This window comes from Methylorubrum rhodinum, from assembly GCF_014199935.1.
GTDB lineage: Bacteria > Pseudomonadota > Alphaproteobacteria > Rhizobiales > Beijerinckiaceae > Methylobacterium > Methylobacterium rhodinum.
Genome location: NZ_JACHOP010000014.1, coordinates 67,464 through 82,259, shown reverse-complemented (window position 1 = coordinate 82,259; position 14,796 = coordinate 67,464). Strand labels below are relative to the sequence as shown.

Here is a 14,796-nt window from a genome sequence, read left to right as displayed (position 1 = left end):
AGTCGTCGGCACCGGGCTCCAACCGGGACAAGGGAAATGACCGCCATGTTCGATTTCACGGGTGGACGGCGCAGGGCCGACGCCGCGACGCTTGCCGCCATCGGAACGCCGGTGATGAACCTCGACGCGAACGGCGTGGTCGTCGCCCTCAACCCGGCCATGGCCGACCTGCTGCGCCGGCCTGCGGTCGGCCCGTCCGGCGTCCGTCCGGAGGACATCGTGGGCCGCCACGTCGACGGCCTGTGCCGGGACGCGGAAGGCCGTTCGCTGGCCGACCGGCCCGGGCGGGGCGGGGCGACCGTCGTCGCGCTCGGCGGACGCCTCTTCGACGTCGTCGCGGTGCCGGTGCCCGGCAGACGCGGCGTCCTCGGCCAGGCCCTGGCGTGGACCGACGCCGCCCCGCGCCTGGAGCGCGAGGACCAAGCCCGCCGCCTCGCCGCCGTCGAGGCGTCCCAGGCCGTCGTCGAGTTCCTGCCCGACGGCACCATCCTTTCCGCCAACGCCGCGTTCCTCGGCCCGATGGGCTACGCCCTCGACGAGGTCCGGGGGCGCCATCACGGCCTTTTCGTCGAGCCGGCCTACCGCGAAGGCCGCGAATATGCCGCGTTCTGGGACGGGCTGCGCGCGGGGCGGGCCGAGGTGGCGGAGTTCAAGCGCATCGCCAAGGGCGGTCAGGCGGTGTGGATCAAGGGCTCCTACAACCCGATCCGCGACGGGTCGGGGCAGGTCGCGCGGGTCGTGAAGTACGCCACCGACATCACCGCCCAGACCGTCGAGACCGCCGCCCTGAGGGGCCAGATCGAGGCCATCCGCAAGTCGCAGGCGGTGATCAGCTTCGATCTCGACGGACGCGTGCTGGAGGCGAACGCCAACTTCCTCAACGCCGTCGGCTACACGGCCGCCGAGGTGGTCGGTCAGCACCACCGCATGTTCGTCGACCCCGATGACCGCGCCGGCGCCGAGTACGCCCGCTTCTGGGAGGCGCTGCGGCGCGGCGAGTACCAGGCCGGGCAATTCCGCCGAATCGGCAAGGGCGGGCGCGAAGTCTGGATCGAGGCGAGCTACAACCCGGTGCTCGACGCAGACGGGCGACCGGTGCAGGTGACCAAGTTCGCCATCGACGTTACCGCCCAGGTCGAGCAGCGCGAGCGGGTGCGCCGCCTGGAGGAGGAGGCGGCACGGGAGCGCGCCGAGGCCGAGGCGCGGCACAGGGCCGACCTCGCGGGGATGGCGGACGCCTTCGAGCACACCGTCGGCGCCGTCCTGTCCTCGGTGGCATCCGCCGCAACGGAGTTGCAAGCGACCGCCGCGAGCATGTCGGGCATCGCGACCGAGACCGCGCAGCAATCGACGGCCGTGGCCGCCGCGGCGAATCAAGCCTCGGCCAACGTCGGCACGGTGGCGGCGGCCGCCGAGGAACTCGGGGCCTCGGTCGACGAGATCGCGAGACAGGTCGCGGGCTCCGAGGACCTCGCCGGGCAGGCGGTCCGCGAGGCGGAGCAGACGGCGTCACTGGTGCAGGAACTCAGCGAGGCGGTGCGCAAGATCGGCGACGTGGTCGCCATGATCTCCGCCATCGCCAGCCAGACCAACCTCCTGGCGCTCAACGCGACCATCGAGGCGGCGCGGGCCGGGGAGGCCGGGCGCGGCTTCGCCGTGGTGGCCTCGGAAGTGAAGGATCTGGCGAGCCAGACGGCGCGCGCCACGGAGGACATCACGCAGCAGATCGGTCGCATCCAGGGCGCGACCGGCAACGCCGTCGGCGCTATCGACGGCATCCGTCGGCGCATCCAGGAGATCAACACCGTCGCGACCTCCATCGCCGTCGCCGTTCAGGAGCAGGGCGCGGCCACGCAGGAGATCGTGCGCAACGTCACCGAGGCGGCGTCGGGCACCGGCGAGGTGACGAGCAACGTCACCGGTGTCGCCCGGGCGGCCGAGGAGACGGGCGCGGCGGCCACCCAAGTCTTGACGGCGGCCTCGGACCTGTCGCGGCAGTCCGAGCATCTGGGCGGCGAAGTCGCCCGGTTCCTCTCCAAGATCCGCGCGGCGTGAGGATCCGATGGCTGAAGTCCTCACCCTCCCGCTCGACCTGTCCGCGGAAGCATCGCGCCGCCTCCACGTCCAACTGGAACGGGAGATGGCGGCCGGGCTCGATCCCGGCTCGCGCCAAGCGCAGATCGCCTGCCTGTCCGGCTCGCTCACGCGAGCCCTGCATCAGCTACGGGAATCCGTCCGGAGGGCGGTCTCGGACCTGCCCGCGGACGATCCGACCGCGTCGACCCTGCACGAGGCGGCGACGGGAATGGCGTTGCTCGCCCAGGCCGTGATGGCCGGCGCGGCCGGCCTCGGCGCCCAGCCGCTCCCGGAGGCGTGAGACGACGCGGGGGGCGGCGCAGGTCCGGCCCGCCTCCCCCTCACGCCTCCCGGATGCCGGGCTTCCTGCCGGGTTCGAAGATGAACTCGACGCCGGCCGCCTCGAGCGCGCGGCGCACGGCCAGCAGGGTGTCCGGACGCGGGCGGACGGCCGAGGCGGGGTCCTCCAGCCGGTTCAGGGTCGAGACCGAGACCTTGGCCGCCGCGGCCAGGTCGTCCTTCGACAGACCGGTGAGCCCGCGCGCCGCCCTGATCTGGCCCGCGGTCGGCAGTTCCTCCCCGTTCGACGTGGTGGGACGGGAGAAGGCAGGCGGTGGGGGCGGGGCCTCGGTCCCGGGCACCTGGGCGCCGTAGCGGCTGCGCCCCGGCATCTTGAGGCAGACGCCGACCCACTCGCGCACCGAGCCGTCCTGGTTCAGCACCGGCGCGCCGCGTGCGTTGAACCAGCGATAGATCCCGTCGGCGCACAGGACGCGGTAATCGGTGTTGTAGGGCTCGGTATGCTCGACCGCCGTCATCCACGCGGCCTGTGTCCGTGCCCGGTCGTCCGGGTGGACGGCATCCAGCCAGCCCAGGCCCTGCATCTGAGCGTGGGTCTGGCCGGTCAGCGCCATCCACTGCGGCATCTCGCTGGGCTCGCCGTTGGCCTTGTTTATCCAGAAGACCGAGGCCGTCGCGGCGATCAACGCATTGAACCGGTCGTGGCGCTGCATGAGCGCGTTTAAGGAGTCGTGCCGCTCCGTCACGTCGAAGACGACGCCCATGCCCTGGGCCGGGGCGCCGTCGGCGCCGAGGATCACCTCGGCATGGTGCAGGATCCAGCGCTGGGTCCGGTCCGGCCGGACGATGCGGAACTCGCGGCTGATCGGCTGCCCGGAACGCAGGACCGCGATCTGGTCGCGGTGGGCGGCTTGGTCCTCGGGATGGATCATGTCGAGGCCGAAGCCGAAGGTCATCTCGGACGCCGGGTCGAGCCCGAGGATGCGGTAGAGGCCGAGCGAGGCGTCCAGCCGCTCCGTGCGCAGGTCCGCCGACCAGAAGCCGACCTTGCCGGTGTCCTCGACGAGTTTGAGGAAGTGGCGGGATGAGAAGGCGCGTGTGCTCCCGCCCCCCTCGGCCGGTCCCTGCCGCATCAGTGACCGCGTCGGCATCACCCTTCTCCCAGTCTCGACCCGTCCGGTGGAAGCCTTCCTGCCACGACCATGATTCATAATGCGTTAAGAAGGCAGAACTGTCCTTCTGTGCAGTGGCTCCCGGAAGTCGGGCAGCGCGGAAAGCGGTCTCACCGGGCAAGACGCAGCAAGGACGCACCGCAAGCGGTACCTCGCAGGCGGCAATGAATGCCGCGCCGGGAAGAACTTCATAGCCCGGTAACGAACGGCCTGAGGCAGGAGCCGCCACGATAGGGAAATGGGCGCAAATCTGCCAATCCGGCCAGACCTCGCCCCAGGTCCGGTGAAATGACAGGAAATTTGGCCCGGAAACCCGTCGATGTACTCGTTTTTAGCCAATCGGCTTGAGGCGGCGTCAGCGCGGCCGATCCATCCTACTGGAAAGAGAGGCGAACGACCTCCTTTCACTGGGGACTTCACATGCTACTTCGGGGCAACCAACTCAAGTCAAAGCTGAACGCGCTCAATGCCTCGCAAGCGCTGATCGAGTTCGACCTGGACGGCAAGGTCGTCACGGCCAACGCCAACTTCCTGGCCGCCCTCGGCTACGGCCTCGAGGAGATCCAGGGGCGGCATCACTCCATGTTCGTCGATCCCGTCGAGCGCGAGGGCGACGCCTACCGGCAGTTCTGGGCGGCGCTCCGCCGCGGCGAGTTCCAGCAGGCCGAATACAAGCGCATCGGCAAGGGCGGGCGCGAGGTCTGGATCCAGGCCAGCTACAACCCGCTCGTCGGTCGCAACGGCAAGCCCTACGGCGTGTTCAAGTGCGCGGTCGACATCACCGCGCGGAAGCTGCGCAGCGCCGACAACCAGGGCAAGCTCGACGCCCTCGACCGCTCGCAGGGCATCATCGAGTTCGAGCTCGACGGCACCGTCGTCACCGCCAACGCCAACTTCCTCGCGGTGGTCAGCTACGGCCTCGACGAGGTGAGGGGCAAGCACCACTCGATGTTCGTCGAGGCCGCCGAGCGGGGAAGCGCTGCCTACCGCGCCTTCTGGGAGGCGCTGCGGCGCGGCGAGTTCCAGCAGGCCGAGTACCGCCGCATCGGCAACGGCGGACGCGAGGTCTGGATCCAGGCCACCTACAATCCCGTCCGCGACGCCTCCAACCGCCTCGTGAAGGTCGTCAAGTTCGCCGTCGACGTCACCGCCGCCGTGCAGGAGCGCCAGCGCCGGGCCGCGTTGCACCGCGGCATCGACCGCGACCTCGACGGCATCGCCGCGTCCATCTCGCAGGCTTCGCAGCAGGCGGTCGGTGCGGCCGGCGCCGCCGAGCAGGCCTCGGGCAACACCCAGGGAGTCGCCGCCGGCGCGGAGGAGCTGGCCTCATCGGTGGGCGAGATCGGCCGGCAGGTCAACCGTGCCTTGCAGGTCACCGGGCGGGCCGTCGAACAGGCCAACGCGACCTCGACCGTCGTGGCCGGGCTCGCCTCGGCGGCCCAGCGCATCGGCGACGTGGTCGGCATGATCTCGGGCATCGCCTCGCAGACCAACCTGCTGGCCCTCAACGCCACCATCGAGGCGGCCCGCGCCGGGGAGGCCGGCAAGGGCTTCGCCGTCGTCGCCGCCGAGGTGAAGGAACTCGCCGCGCAGACCGCGCGGGCGACGCAGAGCATCGGCGGCCAGATCGCCGAGACGCAGGCCGCGGCGAACCAAGCCGCCGCCGCCATCGCAAGCATCGGCGAGACCATCGGCGAGGTCAACGAGATCTCCTCGGCCATCTCCTCGGCGGTCGAGCAGCAGGCCGCGGTCGCGCAGGAGATGTCGGCCAACATGCAGGCCATGACGCAGGCGGTCACCGAGATCAGCCGCAGCGTCGGCCTGATCGCCGCCTCGACCCAGGAGGTCGAGGCGTCCGCGCGCCTCGTCCGCGACGCGTCCCGCAGCATGGCGGCCTGAGGGCCGCCGCCGCACCCCGCCCATCCGAGGAGAGGACCGATGGACGACCTCCTGCGCGAATTCCTGACAGAGAGCGCCGAGCATCTCGACACCGTCGACGCGGAACTCGTCCGCTTCGAGCGCGACCCCACCGACAAAGACGTCCTGCGGAACGTCTTCCGCCTGGTGCACACCATCAAGGGCACTTGCGGCTTCCTCGGGCTGCCCCGCCTGGAGGCGCTCGCCCACGCGGCGGAGACCCTGATGGGCCGCTTCCGCGACGGGGACCCCGTCGGCGCGCAGGCGGTGACGCTGGTGCTCGCGACCCTCGACCGGCTCAAGCAGATCCTGAACGCCCTCGAGATCGCGGGTACCGAACCGCCGGGGGAGGACGCCGACCTGATCGGCGCCCTCGAATCGATGGCGACCGCACGGGTCGGCACAAGCGGGGCGGAAGCGATCGCGGCGTTCTGGTCGGCGTCGGCGGAAGGCCCCCCGACGTTGCCGGCAAGCGAACCGGCGGCGTTTCTCGACGCGTTGGAGGCGGCCTTCCTCGCCGCGCCCGGCGCCGATGCGCCGGAGGCGCCGGACCGCGTCGAGGAGGCGGCTCCCGTGGTGGCGTCGCGGATGGAGACCGACCCCACGACGGCCAGCGACCGGGGCGGCGCCGTCGCCCATGGCCAGACCATCCGGGTCGGCGTCGAGACCGTCGAGCACCTGATGACGATGGTCTCGGAGCTCGTGCTAACCCGCAACCAACTTGTGGAGATCGCGAGGGCCTCGGGCAGCGACGTCTACAAGGGCCCGCTCCAGCGGCTCAGCCAGGTCACCGCCGAGCTGCAGGACGGCGTGATGCGGACGCGCATGCAGCCGGTGGGCAACGCCTGGCAGAAGCTGCCCCGCGTGGTACGCGACCTCTCGGCCGAGCTCGGAAAGCCGATCGATCTCGTTATGGTCGGCGCCGAGACCGAGCTCGACCGGCAGGTCCTCGACGTGATCAAGGACCCGCTCACCCACATGGTGCGCAACTCCGCCGACCACGGCCTGGAGGCGACCGCCGACCGTGTCGCCGCCGGCAAGACCGCCCGCGGCACCATCCGCCTCTGCGCCTACCACGAGGGCGGCACGGTGACGGTCGAGATCGCCGACGACGGTCGGGGCCTGGACCTCGCCGCCATCCGTCGCAAGGCGGTCGAGCGCGGGCTGGCCTCGCAAGCCGAGGTCGAGCGGATGACCGACGCGCAGGCCGCCAAGTTCATCTTCCACGCCGGCTTCTCGACGGCCTCGGCCGTCACCTCGGTCTCGGGCCGCGGCGTCGGCATGGACGTGGTCAAGACCAACATCGAGACCATCGGCGGCGTCATCGACATCGCCACCCGGCCCGGCCGCGGCACCACCTTCACCATCAAGATCCCGCTCACGCTCGCCATCGTCGCCGCGCTGATCGTGCGGGCCGGCGCGCACCGCTTCGCGCTGCCGCAGGTGGCGGTGCTGGAACTGGTGCGCGTCGGAAGCGGGCAGGCCCAGGACATCGAGCGCATCAACGGCGCGCCGGTGCTGCGGCTTCGCGACAGCCTCCTGCCCGTCGTGCCGCTCTCGGGCATCCTCGGAATGGGGGCCGCGCCGTCGGCCGACGGCTTCGTGGTGGTGGCTCAGGTCGGACGCCAGCGCTTCGGCCTCCTCGTGGACGAGGTCTTCCACACAGAGGAGATCGTCGTGAAGCCGATGTCCTCGAAACTCCGCCACCTGTCGCTGTTCGCCGGCAACACCATCCTCGGCGACGGCGCCGTGGTGCTCATCGTCGATCCGAACGGCGTCGCGGAGCGCGTCGCGGCGGGCAGCCGACAGGACCTCGCCCCGGACACGGGCGACGCACCGTCGACCACGCCGGACGAAGCGTCGCGCTACCTCGTCTTCCGCGCGGGCGGCGACCTCAGGGCGGTGCCGCTGTCGCTGGTGACCCGCCTGGAAACGGTCGAGGCCGGACGGATCGAGTGGCTCGGCGGGCGACCGGTCATCCAGTACCGCGGGCGCCTGATGCCGCTCGTTCCTGCGGAGGATGGCATCCCGGTCCGCCGGGAAGGCAGTCAGGACATGCTCGTGTTCACTCCCGGCGAGCGCCCGACCGGCCTCCTGGTGGACGCCATCGTCGACATCGTCTCCGAGCGCGTCGAGGTCGAGCCCGCGGCCGGCCGGCCCGGCATTCTCGGCACCGCGGTCCTGCGCGGTCGGGCGACCGACATCGTCGATCTCGCGCAGCTGCTTCCGCCCGTGCACGGCCCCGACCGGACGGCGCGTTCCGTCGCCGCAATCCCCCTCGACGCCGTCGGCCTCGCGGCCTGACGAGGAGCGCCACCCATGACCGGTAAGATCCAGGCGCCGGCGTCGTCCGGCGAGGCGGCGGACTACGTCACCGTGACCGTCGGGGAGGCCTTGTTCGGCCTGCCCATCGCCCGCGTGCACGACGTGTTCAGACCGAACTCGATCACCCCCGTGCCGCTCGCGCCGCCCGAGGTGGTCGGCCTGCTCAACCTGCGGGGCCGCGTGGTCACCGCCCTGTGCCTGCGCCGCCGGCTCGGCCTGCCGGCGCCGGACCGGAACGCGATGGGAATGGCAGTCGGCCTGGAACAGGCCGGCGAGACCTTCGGGCTCGTCGTGGACGCGGTCGGCGAAGTCCTGCGGCCGGCCGCGGACACCCGAGAGGCGGTTCCGTCCAACCTCGACCCGCGCTGGCGCGGCCTCGCGTCCGGGGTGCACCGCCTCGACGGATGCCTGCTCGTCGTCCTCGACGTCGATGCCCTGCTCGCCTTCGGGCCGGCGGCCGAAGCCGCCTGACTGACGCCACCTCATCCCGATCGGCACCGATCCCGACCGAGGGTCGGGATCGGTGAGTTCGGCGGACGCCCACCGCCGCGCGGTCGCGCGGGCAGACGGCGATGAGTTCCCCCTCGTCGCCGTCTGGAATCACCCGGCCCCTCCGCGAAGGTGGCAGGCCGCCCCATCGAACGGACCGATCATCGTGAGCGCCCTCGACACGCCCTCCCGTAAGGCCGGCAAGGCCCGCAGCGGATTCGCGACCGCCGGTCGTGGCGCACCCGGCCCCGAGGACGCCCGGCTGCGCCATGAGACCCGCGCCGCGATGCTGGGCGAGACGTTGCAACTCGCCAAATACTCCGCCGTCACCCAGGCCGCGGTCGCGCTGGCGCTCGCCTACATGTTCCGGGACATCGCCCCGCACGGCTACATGGCCGGTTTGGCGACGGCGGTGATCTTGCTCTGCGCCGCCACCTTGACCGCGGCGCGGCGCTACCGCCACGCTTTGGGCGCGGCGGCGACCGAGCGCGCGATCCGCCGCGGCTTCGCGGCCTCGAAGCTGCTCGCCCTCGTGCTCGGCCTGTCATGGGCGAGCATGCCCGCGGTGCTGCTGCCGGGCATGGACAACGCCTATCGGGTCATCGTGGTGGCGGTCTGCGCCGGGCTCGTCTCGGACGCCTACGTCGTCGGCCCGATCTTCGGCGTCGCCGTCCTGCTCGCCGCGCCCGTGGTCGCCGGTTTGTTCGTCGGCCTGCTGGGCTGCGAGGCACCGGTGGGCGACTACATCGCGGTGCTGCTCGCGGTCTACGCGACGTTCGTATTCTTCAGCGCGCGCCGCATGTGCGGGCTGTCGTACCAGCGCCTGTGGGACCGGGCGGTGGTGCAGCAGCAGAGCGAGACCATCGGCCTGCTGCTCAAGGACTTCGAGGAGGGAACCAGCGACTGGCTCTGGGAGACGGACGCGGCCGGGCGCCTGCACCATTCCCGCCGACGCTTCGCCGCCCTTTTCGGCCGGGACGCCGCGGACCTGCGCGACCTCGACGTCATGGCGGTCCTGCGCGCGATCGCCGCCGAGGGGGCCGCGCGCGGGGACATCGAGGCGGTCATCGCCGCCGTCCAGGCCCGCCTGCCGTTCCGGGACCTCACGGTCAGCCTGGCGACGACGGAGGGGACGCGCTGGTGGACCCTCAACGGCAAGCCCGCCTTCGACCGGCAGGGCGCCTTCCTCGGCTACCGCGGCGTCGGCTCGGACGTCACGGCGAGTCGCGCGGCGCAGGCCCGCATCGCCTTCCTGGCCGGCCACGACGCCCTGACGGGGTTGCCCAACCGCACCAACTTCCAGGAGGTGTTGGAGGAGGTCTGCCGCGAGATCCACTCGTCCGAGCGCCGCAGCGCGCTGTTCTACCTCGACCTCGACGGCTTCAAGGTCGTCAACGACACTCGCGGCCATCTCGTCGGCGACAGGCTCCTGAAGGAGGTCGCGGCGCGCCTGCTCGACGTCTGCGGCTCGCACGGCGTCTTTCGCCTCGGCGGCGACGAGTTCGCGGTGGTCGTGCGCGACACGGGGCGGGCCGAGGCGGAGGCCCTGGCCTCGCGGGCCGTGGCGGCGTTGCGCCGCCCCTACCCGATCGACGAGACCCGGCTGGAGATCGGCGTCAGCGTCGGTATCGCCTACGGGCCCGACGACGCCATCGACCCGTCGAGCCTGCTCATGCGCGCCGACCTCGCCCTCTACGCCGCGAAGGCGGACGGCAAGGGCTGCTGGCGCACCTTCGACCCAGCGCTGGAGGAAAAGGTCCAACGCCACCGCCAACTCGACGTCGACATGCGGGCGGCACTCGCCGCCGACGAGATGGAGCTGCACTACCAGCCGCTCGTCGACATGCGCAGCGGGCGCGTCACCGGCTTCGAGGCCCTGCTGCGCTGGAACAAGCCCGGACAGGGCTGGGTCTCGCCTGGCGAGGTCATCCCGGTCGCGGAGGGCACCGGTTTCGTCGTCGAGATCGGTCGTTGGGCGCTCAGGCGCGCCTGCACCGACGCTCTCGCCTGGGACGGGCTGCGGGTCGCGGTCAACATCTCCTCGATCCACCTGCGCATGCCGGGCTTCCACGAGGAGGTCGCCGCCGTGCTGCGGGAGACGGGGCTGAGGCCCGACCTTCTGGAAGTCGAGATTACGGAATCGGTGCTGCTCGATCACGGAGTCGAGGTGCTGGACAACCTCAACAGTTTGCGGGCGCTCGGCGTGCGCATCGCGCTGGACGACTTCGGCACCGGCTACTCGTCCTTGAGCTACCTGACCGAGTTTCCCTTCGACAAGGTGAAGGTCGACCGCTCCTTCGTGCGCGACCTGCAGGGCCGGCCCGAGAAGGTCGCGGTGGTCGAGGCCATCGCCCGGATGGGGCGCGCCCTGTCGATGAACGTCACCGTCGAGGGCGTCGAGACGCGCCAGCAGCTCGACGTGCTGCGCGAGAAGCGCTGCGACGTCGCCCAGGGCTTCCTCTACAGCCCGGCCCGCCCCGCGTCCGAGGTCATGGCGCTGATCGGGCGCATCGAGGGAACGGTGACGGTCGCCCCGGCGGCCGAGAGCGGCCCGGCACAGGACGCACGACCGATTCTCTCGCTGGTCCGCGCGTCGTGACGGCGGCGGCGCATTCGGCCGTCCGTTCGCAACCGGAAGGCCGGATGCCGGCAACGGCATGGGAAAGGCCGCGCCAAGCTCGTCTTCCCGCCTCGCCGCTTCCTTCTCGAAGCGTGATCCACCAAAAACCACGACGAACCATAGCATCGGGCCGATCGACCCGCGAGGCGCGAGCGGGAGGGGACCGCTCTCGGAACGCTCCCCTCCGGGCGATCAAACCACGAGGAAGTCCGCTGCCGTGAGCGCGGCCTTGTTGTCGAGCACGGCGAACTTCACCGATGCCCCGTTCCCCGAGCCATCCGCGTCGTAGAACAGCTCGCCGGTGGCCTGCTTGTACAGAATGCGGTCGCCGGAATCGGCGATGCCCGTGCTGATGTTCTTGAACGCGCCGTCGGCGAGCTGCCCAGGCGCCAGCGCGGAAAAGACACTTTTCGACAGCCGCACCGTGTCCTCGGCCGCGAAGTCAGAGATGCTGTCGACGTTGGTCGAGCCCAGGGCCGTCGAGAAGGCGAAGCTGTCGGCGCCGCCCCGGCCGATCAACAGATCGTTGCCGCCCCGGCCGTCGAGCACGTTGGCGCCGTTGTTGCCCACCAGCTTCTGACCGAACTCGTTGCCGCTGAGGTTGAGCCGTGCCGTGCCGGTCGACGAGAGCAGTTGCAGCGCCTCGATCTCCTGACCTGCCGCGAGCGCGTAGCTCGTCGAGCCCAGCACCGTGTCGCTGCCGCCGCCCGCCGCCTCGCGCACCCGGTCGCCGATATTGTCGATGATGAAGGTGTCGTTGCCGCCGCGCCCCGTCATCGCGTCGCGGCCGATGCCGCCGTTGATGACGTTGTCCCCGTTGTTGCCGACCAGCGATTGGCTGATCGCGTTGCCGGTGAGATCGAGCTTGGTCGTCCCGGTCGAGGCGAGGAGCTGCAGCCCCTCGATCTCCTGCCCGACCTGGAGCGCGTAGCTGGTCGAGGCGAATACCCGGTCGACGCCCCCGCCCGAGGCCTCGAACACCCGGTCACCGGCATTGTCGACGATGAAGCTGTCGTCGCCGGCCCGCCCGTACAGGTTATCGAGGCCGGCCCCGCCGTTGAGGATGTTGGCGCCATCGTTGCCGACGAGCATGTTGGCGAGTTCGTTGCCGGTCAGGTCGATGGCGCCCTTGCCGGTATCGAGGAGCGTGCGCAGGATCTCGATGGATTGGCCGGCCGTCAGCCCGTAGTTCACCGCGGCCATGACGGTGTCGCTGCCTTTGCCCGCGGCCTCGAAGGTGAGGTCGCCGCTGTCGTCGACGTAGTACACGTCGCTGCCGTCGAGACCTTCCAGCTTGTCGGCTCCGGCTCGCCCGTCGAGGCGATCGATCCCGGCGGTCCCGACCAGCGTATCGGCGAAGCCGGATCCGGCCACCCTCTCGATCCCGATGAGGATATCCCCCGCCGCGTCGCCGCCGCTCGCCGCGCCGGTGCTGAGGTTGACCGACACACCCGCGGACGAGGCGCCGTAATCCACGAGGTCAGTGCCGATGCCGCCGTCGAGGGTATCGCCGCCCGCGCCGCCGATCAGGGTATCGTCGCCGTCGCGGCCGTACAGTTTGTCGATCCCGGCAGCGCCGCTGAGGATGTTGGTGAAGCCGTTGCCGTAGAGCGTGTCCGCATAGGCCGAGCCGAGGATGTTCTCGAAATCCACCAGGGCGTCGCCCTCGGCGGTGCCGCCGATGCCGGCGACCTTGCCGGCGCTGATGTCGACGGTGACCCCGGCGTTCGAATCGCTGTAGTAGGCCCAGTCGACACCGTCTCCGGCGAGCATGTAATCGGCTCCGGCCCCGCCGGTGATGCCGTCGTCCCCGGCGCCGCCGCCGATCTGATCCACGCCGCCGGCGCCGGACAGGGTGTCGTTTCCGGCCCCGCCGTTGATCGTGTTGGCGCCCTCGCTGCCGCCGAGGGTGTCGCCGTAATTCGAGCCTTCGAGGTTCTCGATACTGACGAGGGTGTCGCCCTGCGCGTCGCCGTTGGCCACCTTGCCGAGGGACAGGTCGACATAGACCCCCGCGGACGATCCCGCATAGGTCGCCGTGTCGTTCCCGTCGCCGCCGTCGAGCCGATCGCCGCCCGCACCGCCTTCCAGCGTGTCGGCGCCTCCGTTTCCGGTGAGGCTGTCCGTCCCGCCCCGCCCCCTGAAATCGTCGGCCGCCGCCGCGCCGACGAACGTGTCGCCGTAGTTGCTGCCGAGGAAGCGCTCGATCGAGGAGAAGAGATCTCCGGCGGCGTCGCCGGCATGGGCCCCGTTGACCAAGTTCACGGTGACGCCGGCGCTTCCCTCGAAGACGGCTGTGTCGAAGCCGTCGCCGCCGAACACGATGTCGCTGCCAGCACCGCCCACGATGGTGTCGTTTCCGGCCTCGCCGTAGAGGATGTCGTTCGCGCCCAGGCCCCGCAGCTTGTCGTCGCCGCCGCCGCCATACAGGCTCGACGCCGTGGTGGCGCCGCTCAGGTTGTCGGCGAAGGCCGAGCCGTAGGCGCCCTCGATCCCCACGATCGTATCGCCGCTGGCGTAGCCGTCGAGGACCTTGCCGAGCGCGAGGTCGACCGTGACGCCCGCATTCGAGGCGGCATAGCTGACATAGTCGAAGCCGGTCCCGCCATCGATGTAGTCCTTGCCGGAACCGGACCGGAGCGTGTCGCTCCCATCCTCGCCGTAGAGCCCGTTGTCGCCCGGACCGCCATCGAGGGAGTCGCCGCCGGTTCCGCCGTACAGCATGTCGTTGCCGAATCCGCCGTTGAGCGTATCGCCGCCGTCGAAGCCGAAGATCCTGTCGTTTCCGCTGTTTCCGGTGAGGCCGTTGCTGACGGCATTGCCGTACATCGTGTCGTTGCCCGACCCGCCGATCGCCGCTTCGATCGTCGTGTTGCGGGCGATGGCGACGTTGTCGGTCATGCTGCCGATATCGGAGAAGGTGCCCGGCCCGAGATCGATCAACTGGTTCGTGGTGAAGCCGGACACGTCCAGGGTGTCGTATCCGCCGGCATCGTAGATCGCGATGACCGGATCGGTGTTCTGGTTGAAATCGAACGCTCCGCGGCCCGCGTTGGAGTTGAACCCGTAGGTCGTGTTGCCCGTGCGCGTCGTCAGATCGGCGCCGTACTTGGCCTGGATCGCCGAGATGTCGTCGAGGAGTGGGGTCGCGCCGAAGGTCCGATCGAGAGATCCGTTGCGATCGTCGTCGCGTCGGCCGAAATGATCGGTGCCGGACCCGTCCGCGTCCGCGTTGAAATAGGACATGACGGTGTATTTGCGCGTGTCCTGCGCGTATTCGGCATTGTTGTTGTACGTGATTGAGACGCCCGGTGCGGCGTTGTATTTGCCGCCATGGGAGAGGCCGAGGGTGTGGCCGATCTCGTGGACGTAGGTCTGGATTCCGTAGCCGCCGTAGAACATGTCGGCGTCGGTATCGTGGGAATCCCAGCCGGAATTCATCCAGATCCGCTGCTTGGTGATGGTGTCGACGCCGTTGCTGCCCTGCGTCCTAGTCGGCGATGCGTAGGTTCCGCCGTCCTCCGTCACGGAGGTGTAGGCGAAGCTGATGTCGTGGTTGGTCGCGGACGAGGTCTCGACGAGGTCGATGGCGATCAGGTCGTCCCAGAGCTCGAACGATTCGCGGGCGCGCGCGACCATCAGCGCGGTCATGGTCCGGAAGCCCGTCGCCTCGTTGTTGCCGCTGCTCGGCGGCGCCGTCGAGGGGATCGCGTAGACCACCTGTGTCTTCGCCCAGGTCCGGGCGTCGTTGTCGGAGACCCACGAGGTGGTGAGCTGGTCGATGACCGTGGCGAGAGTGCCGACCGGCGGGGCGCCGACCTCCTCCGCTGACGGAGATCCGCTTCCCGCCGAGGGTCCGGACATCCAATGCCTGGAGACGTAGCCCAGCCTGTCGCT

Annotated in this window: 8 protein-coding genes; 6 read left to right on the top strand and 2 right to left on the bottom strand. The window is 70.4% G+C overall.

Features of this window, described 5'->3' with window-relative positions; genetic code table 11:
• The first annotated feature begins 45 nt into the window (after positions 1–45).
• The gene (locus tag HNR00_RS15860) at positions 46–2,055 is read left to right on the top strand and encodes a methyl-accepting chemotaxis protein (RefSeq protein ID WP_246390702.1); all 2,010 of its coding nucleotides are present in this window, start codon (positions 46–48) and stop codon (positions 2,053–2,055) included.
• 7 nt (positions 2,056–2,062) lie between these two features.
• Complete coding sequence (locus tag HNR00_RS15855) at positions 2,063–2,377, top strand: hypothetical protein (RefSeq protein WP_183571013.1); 315 nt, start codon at positions 2,063–2,065, stop codon at positions 2,375–2,377.
• 40 nt (positions 2,378–2,417) lie between these two features.
• Here the strand turns inward: HNR00_RS15855 and HNR00_RS15850 are convergent, their stop codons facing one another.
• A complete protein-coding gene (locus tag HNR00_RS15850) occupies positions 2,418–3,527 on the bottom strand; it encodes a PAS domain-containing protein (protein ID WP_183571011.1) in 1,110 nt (369 codons plus the stop codon).
• 441 nt (positions 3,528–3,968) lie between these two features.
• Between HNR00_RS15850 and HNR00_RS15845 the strand changes: the two genes are divergently transcribed.
• The 4 genes from HNR00_RS15845 to HNR00_RS15830 all read left to right on the top strand — a co-directional run bounded on the left by HNR00_RS15845 (position 3,969) and on the right by HNR00_RS15830 (position 10,878).
• Positions 3,969–5,447: a methyl-accepting chemotaxis protein gene (locus HNR00_RS15845; protein ID WP_183571009.1), complete on the top strand. Its 1,479-nt coding sequence runs from the start codon at positions 3,969–3,971 to the stop codon at positions 5,445–5,447.
• Positions 5,448–5,486: 39 nt separating this feature from the next.
• Positions 5,487–7,769: a chemotaxis protein CheA gene (locus tag HNR00_RS15840; protein WP_183571006.1), complete on the top strand. Its 2,283-nt coding sequence runs from the start codon at positions 5,487–5,489 to the stop codon at positions 7,767–7,769.
• 15 nt (positions 7,770–7,784) lie between these two features.
• Positions 7,785–8,261 carry a chemotaxis protein CheW gene (locus tag HNR00_RS15835; RefSeq protein WP_183571004.1) on the top strand — a complete coding sequence of 159 codons (477 nt, stop codon included), beginning with the start codon at positions 7,785–7,787 and terminating at the stop codon, positions 8,259–8,261.
• A 184-nt stretch (positions 8,262–8,445) separates the two neighbouring features.
• Complete coding sequence (locus tag HNR00_RS15830; RefSeq protein WP_312886067.1) at positions 8,446–10,878, top strand: putative bifunctional diguanylate cyclase/phosphodiesterase; 2,433 nt, start codon at positions 8,446–8,448, stop codon at positions 10,876–10,878.
• Positions 10,879–11,091: 213 nt separating this feature from the next.
• Here the strand turns inward: HNR00_RS15830 and HNR00_RS15825 are convergent, their stop codons facing one another.
• On the bottom strand, positions 11,092–14,763 hold the full coding sequence (locus HNR00_RS15825; RefSeq protein WP_183571002.1) for a M10 family metallopeptidase C-terminal domain-containing protein: 3,672 nt from the start codon (positions 14,761–14,763) through the stop codon (positions 11,092–11,094).
• Positions 14,764–14,796 lie beyond the last annotated feature (33 nt).